The sequence below is a fragment of the Eisenbergiella porci genome (genome assembly GCF_009696275.1).
In the GTDB taxonomy this organism is placed as follows: domain Bacteria; phylum Bacillota; class Clostridia; order Lachnospirales; family Lachnospiraceae; genus Eisenbergiella; species Eisenbergiella porci.
The window spans coordinates 17,524-34,486 of record NZ_VUMI01000024.1 but is presented as its reverse complement, the minus strand read 5'-3'; the positions used below and the strand labels follow the sequence as shown (position 1 = coordinate 34,486).

The 16,963-nt window shown below is 49.8% G+C and carries 19 protein-coding genes and 1 tRNA gene; 1 reads left to right on the top strand and 19 read right to left on the bottom strand.

The window, feature by feature from the left end; genetic code table 11:
* Positions 1-33: 33 nt before the first annotated feature.
* The 12 genes from FYJ45_RS15145 to FYJ45_RS15095 form a co-directional block, all read right to left on the bottom strand.
* A tRNA-Arg gene (locus FYJ45_RS15145) sits at positions 34-105 on the bottom strand.
* A 145-nt stretch (positions 106-250) separates the two neighbouring features.
* Positions 251-1,237, bottom strand: a complete 987-nt coding sequence (locus FYJ45_RS15140; protein WP_154465422.1) for a DUF5688 family protein — start codon at positions 1,235-1,237, stop codon at positions 251-253.
* Positions 1,238-1,446: 209 nt separating this feature from the next.
* A complete protein-coding gene (efp, locus tag FYJ45_RS15135; protein WP_021637569.1) occupies positions 1,447-2,004 on the bottom strand; it encodes an elongation factor P in 558 nt (185 codons plus the stop codon).
* Between the two features lie 78 nt (positions 2,005-2,082).
* Complete coding sequence (gene aroQ / locus FYJ45_RS15130) at positions 2,083-2,520, bottom strand: type II 3-dehydroquinate dehydratase (protein ID WP_154465420.1); 438 nt, start codon at positions 2,518-2,520, stop codon at positions 2,083-2,085.
* A gap of 1 nt (position 2,521) precedes the next feature.
* Positions 2,522-3,058: a shikimate kinase gene (locus FYJ45_RS29610; protein ID WP_195841827.1), complete on the bottom strand. Its 537-nt coding sequence runs from the start codon at positions 3,056-3,058 to the stop codon at positions 2,522-2,524.
* Complete coding sequence (gene aroE, locus FYJ45_RS29605) at positions 3,051-3,920, bottom strand: shikimate dehydrogenase (RefSeq protein ID WP_195841826.1); 870 nt, start codon at positions 3,918-3,920, stop codon at positions 3,051-3,053. Before aroE ends, FYJ45_RS29610 begins: the two co-directional genes overlap by 8 nt.
* Positions 3,913-4,431, bottom strand: a complete 519-nt coding sequence (locus tag FYJ45_RS15120) for a YqeG family HAD IIIA-type phosphatase (RefSeq protein WP_021637565.1) — start codon at positions 4,429-4,431, stop codon at positions 3,913-3,915. Before FYJ45_RS15120 ends, aroE begins: the two co-directional genes overlap by 8 nt.
* A gap of 54 nt (positions 4,432-4,485) precedes the next feature.
* Positions 4,486-5,253, bottom strand: coding sequence for an ABC transporter ATP-binding protein (locus tag FYJ45_RS15115; RefSeq protein WP_044916079.1), 768 nt, complete (start codon positions 5,251-5,253; stop codon positions 4,486-4,488).
* A 1-nt stretch (position 5,254) separates the two neighbouring features.
* Positions 5,255-6,052 (bottom strand): ATP-binding cassette domain-containing protein, encoded by a 798-nt coding sequence (locus tag FYJ45_RS15110; RefSeq protein WP_154465418.1) that lies wholly within the window; start codon positions 6,050-6,052, stop codon positions 5,255-5,257.
* Between the two features lie 37 nt (positions 6,053-6,089).
* Positions 6,090-6,881, bottom strand: a complete 792-nt coding sequence (locus tag FYJ45_RS15105) for an ABC transporter permease (RefSeq protein WP_154465417.1) — start codon at positions 6,879-6,881, stop codon at positions 6,090-6,092.
* Positions 6,882-6,971: 90 nt separating this feature from the next.
* Positions 6,972-7,901: an ABC transporter permease gene (locus FYJ45_RS15100; protein WP_154465415.1), complete on the bottom strand. Its 930-nt coding sequence runs from the start codon at positions 7,899-7,901 to the stop codon at positions 6,972-6,974.
* 85 nt (positions 7,902-7,986) lie between these two features.
* Positions 7,987-9,504 (bottom strand): ABC transporter substrate-binding protein, encoded by a 1,518-nt coding sequence (locus FYJ45_RS15095; RefSeq protein WP_154465413.1) that lies wholly within the window; start codon positions 9,502-9,504, stop codon positions 7,987-7,989.
* 427 nt (positions 9,505-9,931) lie between these two features.
* Between FYJ45_RS15095 and FYJ45_RS15090 the strand changes: the two genes are divergently transcribed.
* The gene (locus tag FYJ45_RS15090) at positions 9,932-10,183 is read left to right on the top strand and encodes a hypothetical protein (protein ID WP_154465411.1); all 252 of its coding nucleotides are present in this window, start codon (positions 9,932-9,934) and stop codon (positions 10,181-10,183) included.
* Here FYJ45_RS15090 and nrdR read toward each other — a convergent pair.
* The 7 genes from nrdR to FYJ45_RS15055 all read right to left on the bottom strand — a co-directional run bounded on the left by nrdR (position 10,170) and on the right by FYJ45_RS15055 (position 16,877).
* Complete coding sequence (gene nrdR, locus FYJ45_RS15085) at positions 10,170-10,625, bottom strand: transcriptional regulator NrdR (RefSeq protein ID WP_154465409.1); 456 nt, start codon at positions 10,623-10,625, stop codon at positions 10,170-10,172. The genes FYJ45_RS15090 and nrdR overlap by 14 nt on opposite strands.
* 174 nt (positions 10,626-10,799) lie before the next feature.
* Positions 10,800-11,033, bottom strand: a complete 234-nt coding sequence (locus FYJ45_RS15080) for a YlmC/YmxH family sporulation protein (RefSeq protein ID WP_021638900.1) — start codon at positions 11,031-11,033, stop codon at positions 10,800-10,802.
* Positions 11,034-11,123: 90 nt separating this feature from the next.
* Positions 11,124-11,903: an RNA polymerase sporulation sigma factor SigG gene (gene sigG / locus FYJ45_RS15075; protein WP_154465407.1), complete on the bottom strand. Its 780-nt coding sequence runs from the start codon at positions 11,901-11,903 to the stop codon at positions 11,124-11,126.
* 563 nt (positions 11,904-12,466) lie between these two features.
* Positions 12,467-13,204: an RNA polymerase sporulation sigma factor SigE gene (gene sigE, locus FYJ45_RS15070; protein ID WP_009252084.1), complete on the bottom strand. Its 738-nt coding sequence runs from the start codon at positions 13,202-13,204 to the stop codon at positions 12,467-12,469.
* Positions 13,164-14,012: a sigma-E processing peptidase SpoIIGA gene (locus tag FYJ45_RS15065; protein WP_154465405.1), complete on the bottom strand. Its 849-nt coding sequence runs from the start codon at positions 14,010-14,012 to the stop codon at positions 13,164-13,166. Before FYJ45_RS15065 ends, sigE begins: the two co-directional genes overlap by 41 nt.
* Positions 14,013-14,426: 414 nt before the next feature.
* Entirely contained in the window at positions 14,427-15,617 is a 1,191-nt protein-coding gene (gene ftsZ / locus FYJ45_RS15060) for a cell division protein FtsZ (protein ID WP_021639430.1), read from the bottom strand.
* Positions 15,618-15,713: 96 nt separating this feature from the next.
* Complete coding sequence (locus tag FYJ45_RS15055; protein WP_154465403.1) at positions 15,714-16,877, bottom strand: cell division protein FtsQ/DivIB; 1,164 nt, start codon at positions 16,875-16,877, stop codon at positions 15,714-15,716.
* Positions 16,878-16,963: the final 86 nt, after the last annotated feature.

The window sequence follows — 16,963 nt, the reverse complement described above, 5'->3', positions numbered from 1 at the left end:
AGCAAGGCAAATTATATGCCAGAGTGACACAAATGCACCCGACAGGAATCGAACCTGCATTAAAGGCGTCGGAGGCCTCCGTTCTATCCATTAGACTACGGGTGCATAAGATATGTTGATGCACTGATTAAATATTACAAATTTGTTACATGCACCACTCTGACATATAATAGCACAAGTTTTTCCGGTTGTCCAGATCTCATTTTGGAAAAATAGAAAATTTATAGCATCTTAAGAATTATTCAGAATATCAAAGAATTGTTATCTTTCCGCTTTTCAGGCTGAAATAGTAAACATTGTCCGATAAAAGCTCCTCCTCAGGCACATTCTGTGCATTTACTTCCCGCACCATATCATATAGATGCTCTCTGTCTTCCACTCCCGTATCCGCAAGCAGAATCACTTCATGTACGGAACTGGGCAGAATATAAAAATCATGTCCCAGCTTACCGGCATAGCTTTCCAGAATCCCGGGATACAAAATGGCTGCCGCTCCATAAAAATGCTGCTTATTGGTAAGTATGTACATTTTACGCTCCGGCTCCTTTTCCAGGGGAAGCCCTGCCAGGAATTCCGCAATCCCGTCCAGTATGGCCCGGCACTCCTCATCCTCCTGCGTTTTCTCACCCTCTGCTGTCAGCTCCAGCTTTTCCTCTACTGCCTTCCTGACTATGTCATGCATGAAATCATCCATGTCGGAAAGCTCGTCAGGCAGTATGCGCGGCATATTCTCCAACGCATCCCGGTAAAGCGTCTCTTCGTCCACATCCCAGTACCGGGCGTGCATATCGCTGATCAGGACACAGGCGCAGCCCATGTTATCGCTCATAAGGATACAGCAGTATACAATGGCAAGATCCAGAAATTCCCTGTGGGGATGGCCGCCAAGCAGCTCCTGATTCTTCTCACAGTTAATCAGGCGGCAGGCCAGCCTCGGCTTCACCATCTTATAATCGTGGAAAAAATCCATATTCAGGTTCTGCTCCGGTTTATTTTCCTCATAAACCGTACATACCTGGCGGACGATTTCCCCCATCGTTTTTCCTCTCTTATATTCCTCATAAAGCCCGTCCAGATATATGGTGGAAGCGACGTCGCTGTCCCCGTCCATGAAAATAATCCCCGTAAGATTAACGCCGTTGTTCTTTAATACTGTGCTTACGGACAGGGAAACGCCGTCTCCCAGATAGGCCTGTGCGCCATCCTTAACTTTTTTTACAAATTTTTCAAAATCCATTTAATATCCTCTCTTTGTTAGAATTTAAGATTTGATTTTCAGACATGCTTTTCGATCCGATAAAATTTGGTTCATGAGGCATTTGGGCCGCGGCTTTCGTCCGGCCGGAGGCCGCATTTTCCATGAAATAAAAAAGACAATGAAAACTCTGCCATGCAGAAATCCCATTGTCTTATAGGCTAAATAATAGAACAGCATTCTGTTGCTGATTATGCTCTGGACAGATATTCTCCGGTTCTGGTGTCGATCTTAATCTTGTCCCCCTGGTTTACGAACAGAGGTACATATACAACAGCTCCGGTTTCCACTGTAGCAGGCTTGGATGCGCCTGTAGCGGTATCTCCCTTAAATCCGGGTTCTGTTTCGGTGATCTCCAGTTCTACGAAAAGAGGAGGCTCCACTGCAAATACGCCGCCATTGGTTGAGCATATCTTGCATACTTCATTTTCCTTTACGAATTTAAGCGCATCTCCGACAGTCTCGGAATTCAGCGCAACCTGATCATAGGTTTCCATATCCATAAAGGTAAATAAATCACCGTCAGAATATAAATACTGCATATCTTTTCTATCAATACGTGCCTGCGGGAATTTTTCAGTAGGACGGAAGGTCTTTTCCACCACGCCTCCGTTAATGATATTTTTCAGCTTAGTCCTTACAAAAGCGGCGCCCTTGCCAGGTTTCACATGCTGGAATTCTACTATCTGAAAAATATTGCCATCTACTTCAATTGTAATACCATTCCTGAAATCACCTGCAGAAATCATAAAAAATATTCCTCCTAAATTTTCACGTTTAATTCCCTACTAGTTTATAATAAAAATATGCTTTTTTCAACTGTTTTTTTACAGAATTTGCTTTTCCAGTATAAAATCTATGGCCTGGAGGTATCCGTCCAGCCCCTGGCCGTAGATTTGGCGGTCACAGGAGGGCGCGGTAACGGAGGTTTTCCGGAATTCCTCCCGTTTCGTGATATCGGAAATATGGATCTCCACCTTGGGCACCGTAATGCTTGCAAGCGCGTCTCTGATGGCATAGCTGTAATGGGTGAAGGCGCCCGGATTGATGACAATACCATCCGTCCCGTCAAAATAGGCTTCCTGCAGCCGGTCTATAATCGCGCCCTCGTGGTTGCTCTGGAATACGGTCACCTCGCAGCCCGCTTCCTTCCCTTTTTCCTCCAGGAGCTTCTGCAGATACGCATAATCCTGGGTCCCATAAATATTCTTCTCACGAATTCCGAGGAAATTCAGGTTCGCCCCGTTAATTACAAGTATTTTCATTTTATCTCCCTTCCGGCTGGATGTCCGTTCCATCCAGTATCTCTTCCAGCAGCTCTTCAAAATCCTTCCCGTCCACGTCCACCACCCGGTCGGCGGCCTGTTCGTAAATGGGGTTCCTTACGGCGAGCAGCCTGCGTATCTCCCCTTCGGGATCGGGCTTTTGAAGCAGCGGCCGGGTGGTGTCCCCCTTCAGTCTTTCGTATACCGTTTCCGGGCGGATCCTTAAAAAGACCACAAAGCCCAGCTGCTTTAACAGCGCCTGGTTCTCCTCCCGCATGGGAAGCCCGCCGCCGGTGGAAATCACCTGGCCGGGGTCAGCTTCCAGAAGGCTTTTTACCGCCTGGGTTTCCAGCTGCCTGAACCCTTCTTCCCCATAGGAGGCAAAGATGTCCGACACGCTCATCCCCTGCTCCTTTTCGATCCATCTGTCCGTATCCAGGAGCGGACGGCGCAGCCTGTAGGAAAGCCGGATGCCAAGGGTTGTTTTCCCGCTTCCCATGAAGCCGATAAGAATAATATTTCTTTTGTTCCTACTCATTTTTTTCCAGTTCCTTTTTCATCTGTTCATAGCAGAATGCCGCATCCTCTTCCTTCACCTTCAGGCCGGTCCACAGCTCGAAGGCTTCCACACCCTGATACAGCAGCATCTTCAGGCCGTTGCAGGCTTTTCCTCCCGTTTCTTCGGTCAGGCGCATGAACCTGGTATTCGCCGGACGGTAAACCAGATCAAAGCCCGTATGTATCAGCCGGTAGAAATCCCGATCCTCAATCACCGCTTCTTCCGTATTGGGGGCAAGTCCCACGGAGGTTCCCTGAATCGCCAGATATTTCTTTTCAGGAAGGCTCTTCCAGCCGCAAAGCTCCATGGGCAGGATACACTGCCGCCCTGCCGCGAGATTGGCCTCCTCTGCAACAGCCTGCGCTTTTTCCAGGCTCCGGTTCAGCAGATACACTCTTTTAGCGCCCCGCAGCGCACAGAGAAAGGCTGCCGCCCTGGCCGCGCCGCCCGCGCCCAAGAGAATCACCTCTTCCCCGGACAGGCTGATCCCTTCGGAAACCAGCGCCCGGTACAGGCCGGGGAGATCCGTGTTATAGCCCTTGAAGCCGTTTTCCGCCGGGACAAGCGTATTTACCGCACCGATTAAGGACGCTTCCCTGTCAATCTCCGCAAGGTACGGGATCACTGCGCTCTTATGAGGAACCGTCACATTCACTCCCAGCAGCTGCAGCGCCCGGGCGCCTTCCACGGCCTGCTTCACCTGGTCCCCGTCTACCAGGAAGGGCACATATACCATATTGATCCCGCACCGCTTCGCCAGCGTATTATGAATAACAGGGGAAAGCGTATGCTCCACAGGATTACCGAACAGACCGCAAATCCTTGTTTTTCCGTCAATCATCTTTCCTGCCCTCCTTTTCCAGTTTCTTCTTATAAAAATGAAGAACGATTTTTTCCAGATAGCGCTTTAGGACGATCTGTATCTCTTCCCTGGGGTTGATGGGCTTAACAAGAAAGCTGTACAGCCCCGCATTCCTGGCGCCCCACACATCCGTAAACAGCTGGTCGCCCACAAAAAAAGTGTTCACATCGTCCGTCCCCATCAAATCCATGGCCCGTTCATAATTTTTAACGCCCGGCTTTCCCGCCTTGTAAATATAACGGACATGCACGGCGTCATTGAACATTTTCACCCTGGGTTCCTTGTTGTTGGAAAGCAGCAGGCATTCATACCCGATGGCCTTCAGCCGCTTGAAAAGAGCGATGCTCCTCTTGTCAGCCGGCGCCCCATGGGGCACCAACGTATTATCAATGTCAAAAATAATTCCCCGGTAGCCCTTTTTATACATGCCCTCGTAATCTATCACGTAGGCGCTCTCCACATATTTATCCGGATAAAACCTTTCAAACATCTGTTTTCTTCCTTTTCCTCATTTCCACCGGACCGCCTGCAGCCAGGCCGCCTGTCAGTCGCCTTCCTCCAGTATCCCCGCCGCTTCCAGAAGCTTCTTCGTATAAGGATGCTCCGGATGGAAATAAACCTGTTCCACGTCGCCGCTTTCCACGATTTCCCCATCCTTCATGATCATCACCCGCTGGCTCAGCTGGTACACCACGCGCATATCGTGGGAGATAAAAAGGATGGCAAGCCCCATCTCCTTCTGTATGCTGCGCAGGAGGGCGATAATCTGCGCCTGTATGGTTACGTCCAGGGCGGAAACCGGTTCATCCGCTATCAGAAGCTTCGGGGACAGCATCAGGCTTTCCGCAATGCAGACGCGCTGCCGCTGGCCTCCAGACAGCTGTCTGGGATAGCGCTGCGCCAGCTTTTCCTCCAGCCCCACCCTGCGCAGCATCTCAGACACCTTTTTTTCTCTCTCCGCCCTGTTAAGCCCCGTGTTCAGGCGGAGCGGCTCTTCCAGAATCCATCCCACCTTTTTCGCAGGATTGAGGGAGCTGAAGGGATCCTGGAAAATCATCTGGGGATGCTCCGATTTCTGGACAATCACCCCTTCATATTTGGGAATCAGGCCCAGGAGCGCTTTGGAAAGCGTTGATTTCCCGCAGCCGCTTTCTCCCACCAGACCCATAACCTCCCCTTCCCGGATGGAAAAGGAAACGCCCTTTAAAACGTCCAGATCCTTCTTGGGGCGGAACACGCTGCCCGCCTCCTGGGAATAGGAAACCCGCAGATCCTTCACCATCAGAATATTGTTCGTCTGTGTATTTTCCATGTCAAACCTCCGCCGGCTTTTCGCATCTGGGGATGGCAGCTATCAGGTTTTGCGTATAGCTTTCCTTCGGCGCATCAAAAATCTGATCACATGCGCCTTCTTCCACGATCCGGCCGTCCTTCATCACCACAATCCGCTCGCAGAGACGTTTTACCAGGCTCAGATCATGGGAGATGAATAAAATCCCTGTTTTTTTCTCCCGGTTCAGCTTTTTCAAAAGCTTTACAATTGCCAGCTGCACCGTCACATCCAGCGCTGTCGTGGGCTCATCCGCTATCAGCAGCGCCGGATCGCAGATCATGGCCGCCGCTATCATGACACGCTGTCTCTGGCCGCCGGATATTTCATGGGGATAGGAATGGTAAATTCGCTCCGGATCGGGAAGCTCCACCGCGCGGAGCATTTCCATCGCTTTTCCCTTCCTGTCCTCCCGGCTCATGGAAGGGCGGTGTATCCGCAGGCTTTCCTCCACCTGCCAGCCTATCCGGTATACGGGATTGAGGGAGGTCATCGGTTCCTGGAAAACAATGCCGATGTCATCCCCCTGATAGCCGCGCAGCTGATTTCTCGGACAGGTCAGAAGGTCGGTGCCGTGAAACATTATCTGTCCTGTTTTTTTCATATCGTGCCGGCGGAGAAGCCCGGCGATTGCCAGCGCTGTCATGGATTTTCCCGAGCCGGATTCCCCTACCAGCCCCACGATATCCCCTTCTTCCATATGCAGGTTAAAATGATGCACCACGGTTTCCGGGACCAGGTGATCATGAAATTCCAGATTCAGATCGATTACGTCAAGCATCGCTTACCGCCTTTCCAGAGGGAGCACACAGCCTCCCCTAATCCCTTTTTAAGCCTTCCGCAAGCAGGCTGAAGCCAAGCACCATCACCACGATAAAAATGCCCGGAAACAGGGCAAAGCCCGGCGCGGAAAAAATATAGGTCTGCGCTTCGGAAAGCATCCGGCCCAGGCTGGCATCCGGCGGCTGCACGCCTATCCCCAGATAGCTCATGCCCGCTTCCGCCAGAACGGCGTTGTTAAAGCCGATCATGACTGCCGGGACCAGCACGGATATGGTGTTGGGCAGGATATGCACGAACATGATGCGCAGATGCCCCGCGCCGGCCAGCCTGGCCAGCTTCACGTAATCCATGTTTTTGCAGCGGATGAACTCCGAGCGCACGATTCTGGCAAAGCTGGGAATGAAGGCGATGCCTAAGGATATGATCACGTTGCCCTTTCCCGGCCCCAGAAGGCTAATAAATACCAGCGCCAGAAGGATGCTGGGAAAAGCAAACACCACATCGATGATGCGCATCAGCACCTCGTCCAGAAGCCCGCCGAAATACCCTGTAAAAGCCCCCAGCAGCACGCCGAAAAAGGTGCCGATGGCCACGGTGGACAGCGCCACCAAAAGCGTGGTTCCGCTGCCCTTCATCACACGGCTTAAAATATCTCTTCCGAAATTATCACAGCCGAAGGGATGTGCAAGGGAAATACCGGAAAGCTTATTTGCGTTGTCCATAGCGGTGGGATCATAGGGCGTGTAAAAAATGCCCACCAGCATCACCAGAAGGACAATTCCTGTAAGTATGCTTCCCAGAATAAAATTCAAGTTCTTTTTTTTCATTATTAAGCCTCTTCCCACCGGTTTCCGGTCGCATGGAGCGCTGTAAATAAAATGCAGCCGCCCAAACCGTTACGCCGGCAGACTTTCCGGTTACTGTACACGGATCCTGGGATCGATTTTCTTGTAAATAAAATCCACCAGGAAGTTGATGAAAATAACAAGAAAGGCCAACAGCACAATGATGGCCTCCACCACAGGATAATCCCGGTTGGAAATGGAGGTGAGCAGGATTCTGCCCAGCCCCGGAATATTAAAAACCTGTTCGATAATAATGCTTCCCGCTATCATATCCGCAAGGGCCATTCCCAAAAAAGTCACTACCGGAATCATGGCGTTCTTCAGAAGATGTCTATACATCACATTCCTGGTGCTGTTTCCCCTGCTGTACGCCGTTCTCGCATAATCCTGGCGCATTTCATGCACAATAGAGCTGCGCAGCAGCTTCACCGCCATGGCCGCCTTGGGAAGGGCAATGGCCAGCGCCGGGAAAAAGAGGTAGCCCAAAAAGCCCGGAATGCTTTTTGTATAGGAAACATAGCCGCCCGGCGTAAACAGATGCAGAATCAGCCCGAACAGGAGCGTAATCAGTATCCCTGAAAAAAACGGCGGCACAGCCATGATGATCTGATTGAGCGCAGAAACCACATGGTCGGCGGTTCCTCCCTCATGCTTTGCCGTATACAGGCCAAGCGGTATGGAAATAAGCACCATCATGGCAAAGGACATCAGAGTCAGGGTCAGGGTTACCGGAATTTTATCCGACACCATTTTCGTTACAGGCATGCTGTAGCTGTAGGAGGTTCCCATATCGCCCTGCAGCAGGCCGCCCAGCCAGGCGGCATAACGTACGGGAATCGGACGGTTTAAGCCCATCTCATCCCGCAGCGCCTCCACCTTGGCCTGCGTAGCCTCCGTACCAAGCTTCGCAGTGGCGGGATCCCCCGGTATCACTGCAAACGCCAGAAACACCAGGAAGGATACCACCAGAAGGGTCGCTGCCATGGATATCAGTTTTTTCATAAAATATTTCACGTCACACTCACTCTCCCCTGCGAAGCTGCCGCAGCTTATTCTTTGTAAATGTGCAGACCTGTCTGAACTATAACTATTCTTCCACGATATAAAGCTTGGAAACATCCTGTACGTACAGCGGATAGAATTCGTAGCCTGCATATTTTTTATTCAGCGCCACCAGATAGGGCAGATCCTGAATATAAACATTGGCCGCATGCTCTGCCAGCAGTGTTTCACATTCCTTGAAGGCAGCCGTTTTCTCGTCATCATCGATGGTAGCAAGCGCTTTCGCATAAGCGGCGTCATAATCGGCATTGTTAAAATTGATGAAATTATTGCCCGCGGTGGAAACAAATCGGGAAAGCAAAGCGCTTGGCGTCAGGGCCGAGGCATCCACGCCTACCACCGTAGCCTGGTAATTTCTTTCCGCATAGACATCGGACAGCCAGCTGTCCCATTCAATCAGGTTAATGTCAGCGGTTACTCCGATTTTCTTCAGCTGCTCCACCAGAACCTGGGCGGTGTCGATGTGCTGCTGGTAGTTGGAGGGCACGGTGATGGTGAAGGAAAATCCGTTTTCATATCCGGCTTCCTTCAGAAGCTCTTTGGCTTTCTCCAGATTCACAGCATACATATCTGAAAGCTCAGGCATAAAATATTTTTCAAAAGCGGGGAACATGCTGCTGCCGATGACCGTTCCCTTTCCTGCGGAAATCATGTCCATGACTCCCTGGGGATCGACTGCATAGCAAAGCGCCTGGCGCACTCTTTCATCGTTAAAAGGCTCCGCCGCATTATTCAGGTAGAGTGCCTGCACCAGATTCATGGTTCCCTCCAGCACCTGGTAATTATCTCCCAGCTGTTCCGCCTGGGCGGTGGTCACTCTGGCAAACATATCAATGGAGCCGCCATTTAAATCCATGACGATGGAATCCGCATTGGCGCACACCTTGAAGGTGACATGCTCGATATTGGCCGGAATCCCCCAGTAGTCGTCAAATTTTTCTATGACAAAATTCTCCTGCGGGGAACGGGACACATATTTGTAGGGGCCGGTACCGATGGGATTGGTATCCGGGTTCTCATTGGAAGCGGGAATAACGGCATTGGTCATATAGGCAAGAAAATCGGTGTCCGGGCCGTCCAGCACCACTTCTATTGTTTTATCATCCACAATATTCACGCTCTGAATATGGGAATACGCCGCTACCAGGGGTTCCCCGTTCGTGGTATCGGCGCATCTGTCTATGGAATACTTCACGTCCTGCGCCGTTACCGGACTGCCATCATGAAATTTTCCCCCGTCTCTCAGGGTAAAGGTGTAGGTGGTGGCATCTTCCGATATCCGATAATCACTCGCAACCGCCGGCTGCAGCTCGCCGCTGCTGTCAGGCTTCACAAGTCCCTCATACAGGTTGAACAATACCTCTTCAGTTCCTGCCGCCACCGCCTTGTGGGGGTCAAGACTATCTTCAATGTCCTGAGGTATGCCAATCGTTATCTGAGAAGAGTTCTCACCTGCCTTATCACCTGAGCATGCGCTCAGTGCAATAGTTAGTGTTGTGCACACTAAAGTCAAAAGAAACCTTTTCAAAGTCTTTTTCTTCATGTGTTTTTCCTTTCTCTCTCAGCACTTTTCCGACTGGGCGTGAAAAGTACCTTTTCTTTATTTAGTTTTACCGCCCTATTGTATACAAAAACAACTTAAAAAGCAAGAATTTTTTTCGGGCATGGGGATAATTCGTTGGCGTGGGGGGCCATCCCGGCTCTGTTTTGGGGGCCAGCGGTTTGCGCTGAGCGTAAGAAAGGGATTCAGGAGTGCTAAAATATGTCGCCAAAGGAGATTTTGGATGGATTTTAGCTGTAACTGTGAGGGCAGCGGACAGTTACGAAATAGAAAGGAAAAGGGCGTGGAAATGGAAAGTTGTAAAAATCCTCTGTGGATTGGGCGCACGGAGGATTTTTTGAAGTGGTGTATTGGAATATAAGTTTTTTTAGGATTTTACGATTTTGTTGTATTTAATGGTGAAATAGAATTGGATGAGGGTGCTGATGAGGACGAAAATCAGGTCCCAGCCGGTGATGAAGTAGATCCATTTTTTTGCGGTTTGGAACCATGGGGTCTGTTCGAAGAATTTGCCGCCGAAAAAGATGAAGAGGAGGAAAAGGACGGCTATGAAGAGGAAGGTCAGTCTCCATTTATTGGCTTTGTCTACTTTTGCCCTGGCGGCGGTGAGTTTTTGTTTTTTTTCTTCGGTCATGGTTTTCTCTTTCTTATTTTGTGGTAATTACTTTTTTGAGTTCGTCCATAAAGGTGTTGATGTCTTTGAATTCCCTGTATACGGAGGCAAAACGGACGTAGGCAACGGCATCCAGGCTTTTGAGTCTGTCCATTACCAGTTCACCTATGACCTGGCTGGGGATTTCTTTTTCTTCCTTGTTAAAGATCTCTGTCTCCACTTCGTCTACCAGGCGTGTGATCTGGTTGGCGCTGACGGGTCTTTTGTGGCAGGCGCGGAGTACACCGGCTTCTATTTTGGATCGGTCGTAGGTTTCCCTGTTGTTGTCTTTTTTGATGACTATGAGGGGAATGGTTTCTACTTTTTCGTAGGTGGTGAAGCGTTTGCCGCATTCATCACATACGCGGCGTCTTCTGATGGAGTTGTTTTCATCAGCAGGTCTGGAGTCGATGACTCTTGTGTTGTCGTGGCCGCAAAATGGACATTTCATAATTTAAACCTCCGAATGCCCGCAAAAAGGCACTTTATTTTTACTTATTATAACGAAGGTTTGGTTTTATGTCAACTTAGGAACTGGTGTTCGGATATCAGGCGCGGGAACAGCGTTTTTGGTCGCAAAAAAAGACGGGCATGGGTGTTTTTTGTCCGTCTTTTTTCAGCCGGGTTATTCCGGTAAATCTACAATTATAATATCGGGGCCGATCTGCTTGATATCGTTGTAGCAGATTACATGATCCGTGTCACAGGAAAAAAAGGATTTCCATTTGGCTCCGCCGGGTACGATCAGTTTGCAGATGCAGCCGCTGCACTGGTCGAATTCAAAATCCGTCACATGTCCCAGCTTTCTGCAGTCTCTGAGATTTATGACTTCCTTGCATTTCAGCTCTGAAAAAAGCATATCCGTCTCCCTGTCCGCTTGGCGCGTGGTCTTTTACTGTTATTATATGCTTTTTCATTTTTTCGGTCACATTTTTCAATCGGGCGGTTTTCAGGCGCTGAGGTAATTTTTCATTACCTTGAGGGCATTTTTTTCAAGCCTTGACACCTGGGCCTGGGAAATGCCGATGATTTCCGCTACCTCCATCTGGGTTTTCCCTTCGAAAAAGCGGAGGGAAATGATTTCATATTCTCTGTCGTTCAGTTTTTTCATGGCTTCACTGAGGGAAAGGTGCTCCACCCAGGTTTCTTCCTTATTTTTTTTATCGCTGATCTGATCCATGACATAGAGGGTGTCGCCGCCGTCGGTGTAGACCGGCTCATAAAGGCTCATGGGATTCTGGATGGCGTCCAGGGCGTACACAACGTCTTCCTTGGGGATCCCGATTTCCGTTGCCACTTCGGCAATGGTGGGTTCCTTCTGGTTTTGCTTTATGAGGTTTTCTTTTGCGTAAATTGCCTTGTAAGCCGTGTCCTTCAGTGATCTGCTTACACGGATGGCGTTGTTGTCTCTCAGGAATCTCCGGATTTCCCCGATAATCATGGGAACCGCATAGGTACTGAATTTCACGTTCAGCGTGGAGTCAAAGTTGTCAATGGCCTTGATCAGTCCGATACAGCCTATCTGGAACAGATCGTCCACATTTTCATTGCTGTTGGAAAACCGTTTGATCACGCTGAGCACCAGCCGCAGGTTTCCTTTGATATACTGCTGTCTGGCTTCCTCATCCCCTTCTTTTATCCGCTCAAACAGCTGCGTTTTTTCTTCATTGGTAAGCACCGTAAGCTTTGAAGTATTTACCCCGCATATTTCCACCTTATTCAGTGCCATTGCCGAATCCTCCTGCTCTCATTTTCTACTAAAGAGAATTCTCACAATTCCTGCCAATTATACCATCCAAAAAATACAAAATATGGAAGGGGGGGAAGGGCGTCTGAGGGTTCGGGGGCAGGGGACAGGGCGGCGGGGATTGCGGGGGGCGGCGGGAGGGAGTTTTTTATGGAACCAGTCAGTCCGGGCATTGCGATGAGCCTTGGGCGAAAAATTATGTCAGGAAAGCCTTCCATAATTTTTAAGTCTCATCTCCATGGACTGAAAAGGTTCCATAAAAAACTCCCTCCCGCCGCCCCCCGCAATCCCCGCCGCCCTGTCCCCTGCCCCCGAACCCTCAGACCCGCTGCCCGGTACTGTTTGGCTGCGTTTTAGTAATGCGGATAAAAAAATATTATGGCATTCTGTTTTAGCTATTGCTGTATGATGGGACGGATGCTTGTTATAGTCGTCCGCATTATGCTATGGATAGGCAAATTATATACTAAATATAAGTCCTTTTATTTTCTCCCGGCTGCCGGAAACTATACTTTTTTCAGGATAAGCGCAGCTGTCCTCCCCCCTCACTCCTTGACCATTTCGCGTTTGAGGCGTTTCATGATCTTTTTTTCGAGGCGGGATATGTAGGATTGGGAGATGCCAAGGAGGGTGGCCACTTCTTTCTGGGTCATTTCCTGGCCGTCGGGGGTGTTGAGGCCGAACCTTAAGTTGATGATAGTTTTTTCACGGTCGGTGAGTTTGTTGATGGCCTTGAGGAGGAGCTTTCGTTCCACTTCGTTTTCGATGTCGCGGTAGATAACGTCCTCGTCTGTTCCCAGGATGTCGGAAAGGAGGAGTTCGTTGCCGTCCCAGTCCACATTCAGGGGTTCGTCAATGGATACCTCAAGGCGGGTTTTGTTGTTTCTGCGCAGGTACATGAGAATTTCATTTTCAATGCAGCGGGAGGCATAGGTGGCCAGCTTGATGTTTTTGTCGGGCTTGAAGGTGTTGATGGATTTGATCAGGCCGATGGTCCCGATGGAGATCAGGTCTTCTACGCCCACGCCGGTATTGTCGAATTTTTTTGCTATGTAAACCACAAGTCTGAGATTATGTTCTATGAGAATATTTTTTGCTTCGTCTTCATATTCTGTTCCCAAGTCACTGATGATTTCATTTTCTTTTTCTGATTCAAGGGGCGGGGGAAGTACCTCGGCGCCTCCGATATAATGAATGTCGCCCTGTCCTGATAAAAGGAAACTGGGTTCCCTGCGAATCATTTTAAACTGCATTTTTCCTGGTATTGCAACTTTTAATATCATGTCCGTTCCTCCGATTTTCAAGTAATGCAGGATGCAGGATCATCTGGTATGCGCCGCTTTGTGTGACCTTATTTTCATAGAGTCCGAGAAGCGCTTTCTCGATAACCAGCTCCTGTCCTTCTTTCTTTACCTTCAGTTTCTCAATTTCCACTGCCTGCATTATGCCGTGCTTTTTGCCAAGGGAGTGGTAGGGGATGAGGCGGAATTTTTCGGGGATATCCAGGGGGATTTTCCCTTCCAGCGCCGCTTTTTCCACAACGCATACCGGCCTTTGGCTGATGGGGTCGTACAGGCTGTTGCCGCTGTCTATCAGCGCCTCCAGTGTGATTTTTACGTCTCCATCTTCCAGTATTGCGCTTACTATCACTGCCTGCGCACTCTTTTTTTCCCACCGGAGTATGTAAAGGGCGGCGGTTCCTACGCCCACTGCACACAGGGAAGCCTGCATGGTCGTCATGGCAGGTCTTCTGCCAGCAGCATGCAGCAGGGCGTACAGGGCGCCTGCCAGCAGGAAGGCCGCCGCATGGTAGAGTATCACCGCCCTGCAGAAAACCTGCAGGGTGCGGATGCGGAATGCCAGCCAGAGGGTTGCAAGCGAGCACAATGCAAATAACAGGACCTTAATGTTTCTGCTTATTCCCGGTAACAGGAAGATGACGCAGAATAACAGCGTTCCGGCCGCCGATGCGAAAACAATCCGTTTGAGCGTGACAGTGCTCCGCAGGAATGCTCTTGTCAGCAGCAGGAGTACACAGCTTTGTACCAGCTGAAGCAGAAACAGGCGGTCAATATACACGATGTACCTCACTTCTCACCTCCTGTATGTATGGCAACTGCTTTCATGGGTTAATTATAGCGGCCAGTCCCTGCATTTTTTGTCGGAACGGCGCACATTTTCTTCTGTATCCGTCTGTAATATTCGACAAATTATCGGGGGATGCGCAAAGCTGTAGCTTTATGTGGTATCGGCGCATTAAAAAAGGAGCAGCCGGCAATCACTGCCGTTTGCTCCTTCAGGTATTATATAAAAGGCCTCATCCGCAAAACGGAGGGGCCTTTTATTATTACACGATCATTATGTTTATATGGAATTATTTCTCAGCCATGCATGCGTTCCGCTCTTTCCCCGCTTTGACTGTAAGGAATTCAGAAAGGGATAAAATCTGCCGCCTGCATTCGCTGCGGATGATTACCTTTTACTGTGGATGTACCTGTGGTCCGGTTATTTCTTCTGAAGGAAATCCGGAATCTTCAGGGACTTCTCTTCCACGCTGCTTCTTAAGTTGCCGGGCTTCTTGATTCCCAGGTTAGGAAGCTGTGTCACGGGCTTGGTTCCCGTTCCCTGTCCGGGAGTAATCGGCGTGTAGGGCCGTACGGGCGTTCCATTTCCCTGCGCAACAGGCTTTACGCCCTGCTGGGGCTTCACGCTGAAATTGGAACCGAACTTATTCTGGTTCTGAGGCTTGTCATCCAGGCCGGTTGCGATAACGGTAATCTGGCAGGTATCCGGCGTAGTATCATCGTACATGGCGCCAAAGATAATATTCACATCATCCCCGGTCAGCTGCTGTACATAGCTTGCCGCATCGTCCGCATCGTACATGGAAATATCACCGCTGACATTGATGATAACATCGGTGGCTCCTGCAATGGTGGTTTCAAGCAGCGGGCTTTCCACAGCCATCTTAACGGCTTCAGAAGCCTTATCATCACCCTTGCCGTAACCGATACCGATATGGGCGATGCCTTTTTCCTTCATAACTGTCTGAACATCGGCAAAGTCCAGGTTAATAACAGCGGGCACATTGATCAGGTCGGTAATTCCCTGTACTGCCTGCTGGAGGACTTCATCCGCTTTCTTAAGGGCCTCGGGCATTGTTGTCCTGCGGTCCACAATTTCAAGAAGCTTGTCATTGGGTATCACAATGAGCGTGTCCACGCTGTTCTTCAGGCGTTCGATACCGCTCAGCGCGTTGGTCATACGTGTCCTCGCTTCAAAACGGAAGGGCTTTGTCACAACGCCTACCGTAAGGATTCCCATTCCTTTGGCAATCCCGGCAATTACAGGCGCCGCGCCGGTTCCTGTCCCGCCGCCCATACCGCAGGTTACGAATACCATGTCCGCACCGGTAAGGGAATTGGTGATTTCATCCGTGCTTTCTTCAGCCGCCTTCTGGCCAACCTCCGGCTTAGCGCCGGCGCCCAGTCCCTTGGTCAGCTTCTCTCCGATCTGGAGCAGCTTGGGCGCCTTGCATAACTGAAGCGCCTGCTTGTCCGTATTCACTCCGATAAAATCCACACCATCAATTTTTTCATCAATCATTCTATTAACAGCATTATTGCCCGCACCGCCAACACCGATCACTATGATCTTGGCAGCAGACTCAGCGTCATTTGTCTTAATTTCCAGCAAAGGTACTTCCTCCTTTAGATTTCCATATAAACTTCACAGTTCCTATCATATAATTATTTTGCGAAGAACGCAATATCTTTTTTCATTTTCTTCTACTTATTTATCCTGTTCAAAGGTAACATTAGAGCCGCTTCCGGAATAATTTTCCATGTGGAAGACTCCTTTTGTTCCCGCGGCCGCAGGCAGTATTTGCTTTAGTCTTGAAATTTTCTCCTCCACGTTGTCGTCATTGCCCAGCTTAACTCTCACATCGCCAAAATATAACGTCATTTCGTACGAGTCGTCAAAATAAATTTTATCGGCGCTGATTTCATATTTCGACAAGATCTGTGTCATATACAGTATTTCCTTAAATACCTTCTGGTTGTCCACCGGCAGGGGTTCATAAAGCACCACCTGGTTGAACGGAATTCCCGTTACCTGGGGGATTCCGGCAGTTTTGGCATCGGAAGCCTCCACTACGGTTCCGTCCTTGTCAAAATACATGTACTTGTCCAGATATTCCACGTACCCGGCCACAGCCTTTTCATAAACCACAATCTTAATGGTGTCTGGCGCCAGGACCTTTACATCCATATTTTCGATAAAGGGAATTCCCCTGATTCCCTTATTTTTATATTTCAGGGAGAGGTAGAGGGAGTTGTCCCCCAGCCGCTCGGAGGTTACCATTTGTATGATTTCCTCGTTGGTATAATGCACGTTTCCTTCCACATAAATGGTTTCCACATGATAATGTTTTCCTATGTAAAAGAGCACACCAGACGCAATCAGCAGCAGAAACAGAAATATTCCGGCCGCAATCAGGCCGCGTCCCGGGTCCCTGGGCCGGAGGGACTGCAGCCCCTTTCCTCCTCTGCCACCGCCGCTGTCCGCATTTCCCATAACCACCCGCAGCTTGCTGCCAGTGGATGTGGTGGCCGCTACCCTGCTGATGCTTCTTACCGTTCCCGGGCTGCCGGCGTTTTTTTTGCGTTCGGCCTGAGGAGGGGAATATCCGGTTCGGGACTTTTCCGGTTTGGCCAGGACAGCTTTGGAGCCTCCGCCTCTGGCTGGGCTTGCCTTGGACGGGCTGGTTTTGACCGGGCCAGCTTTGGCCGCGCCCCCTTTGGATATCCGGCCTTTGCCTGTTCCGCCTTTGGACGGGCCGGCGCCAGGAACCGTTTTCTTCTTGGACGCAGCGGCAGCAGGCTTTTTCCCGCTGCCTGTTTTATGATCCTGAACGGATTTTTTCTTCTGTTTTTTCATTTCATCCGTCTTCATTTACAGTTCCTGCCCTTATGCATCCGATTAGCTTTATCACTTTTCAAGGCTTCCCGCAAAGGCTTCCGAAATTGCAGAAGCCTTAT

What these genes read in the sequence shown, in the direction of transcription:
- FYJ45_RS15140 (WP_154465422.1), bottom strand. Translation starts at nt 1,237, where the DNA reads ATGGATTTTGAAAAATTTGTAAAAAAAGTTAAGGATGGCGCACAGGCC.
- efp (WP_021637569.1), bottom strand. Translation starts at nt 2,004, where the DNA reads ATGATTTCTGCAGGTGATTTCAGGAATGGTATTACAATTGAAGTAGAT.
- aroQ (WP_154465420.1), bottom strand. Translation starts at nt 2,520, where the DNA reads ATGAAAATACTTGTAATTAACGGGGCGAACCTGAATTTCCTCGGAATT.
- FYJ45_RS29610 (WP_195841827.1), bottom strand. Translation starts at nt 3,058, where the DNA reads ATGAGTAGGAACAAAAGAAATATTATTCTTATCGGCTTCATGGGAAGC.
- aroE (WP_195841826.1), bottom strand. Translation starts at nt 3,920, where the DNA reads ATGATTGACGGAAAAACAAGGATTTGCGGTCTGTTCGGTAATCCTGTG.
- FYJ45_RS15120 (WP_021637565.1), bottom strand. Translation starts at nt 4,431, where the DNA reads ATGTTTGAAAGGTTTTATCCGGATAAATATGTGGAGAGCGCCTACGTG.
- FYJ45_RS15115 (WP_044916079.1), bottom strand. Translation starts at nt 5,253, where the DNA reads ATGGAAAATACACAGACGAACAATATTCTGATGGTGAAGGATCTGCGG.
- FYJ45_RS15110 (WP_154465418.1), bottom strand. Translation starts at nt 6,052, where the DNA reads ATGCTTGACGTAATCGATCTGAATCTGGAATTTCATGATCACCTGGTC.
- FYJ45_RS15105 (WP_154465417.1), bottom strand. Translation starts at nt 6,881, where the DNA reads ATGAAAAAAAAGAACTTGAATTTTATTCTGGGAAGCATACTTACAGGA.
- FYJ45_RS15100 (WP_154465415.1), bottom strand. Translation starts at nt 7,901, where the DNA reads ATGAAAAAACTGATATCCATGGCAGCGACCCTTCTGGTGGTATCCTTC.
- FYJ45_RS15095 (WP_154465413.1), bottom strand. Translation starts at nt 9,504, where the DNA reads ATGAAGAAAAAGACTTTGAAAAGGTTTCTTTTGACTTTAGTGTGCACA.
- nrdR (WP_154465409.1), bottom strand. Translation starts at nt 10,625, where the DNA reads ATGAAATGTCCATTTTGCGGCCACGACAACACAAGAGTCATCGACTCC.
- FYJ45_RS15080 (WP_021638900.1), bottom strand. Translation starts at nt 11,033, where the DNA reads ATGCTTTTTTCAGAGCTGAAATGCAAGGAAGTCATAAATCTCAGAGAC.
- sigG (WP_154465407.1), bottom strand. Translation starts at nt 11,903, where the DNA reads ATGGCACTGAATAAGGTGGAAATATGCGGGGTAAATACTTCAAAGCTT.
- sigE (WP_009252084.1), bottom strand. Translation starts at nt 13,204, where the DNA reads ATGATATTAAAAGTTGCAATACCAGGAAAAATGCAGTTTAAAATGATT.
- FYJ45_RS15055 (WP_154465403.1), bottom strand. Translation starts at nt 16,877, where the DNA reads ATGAAGACGGATGAAATGAAAAAACAGAAGAAAAAATCCGTTCAGGAT.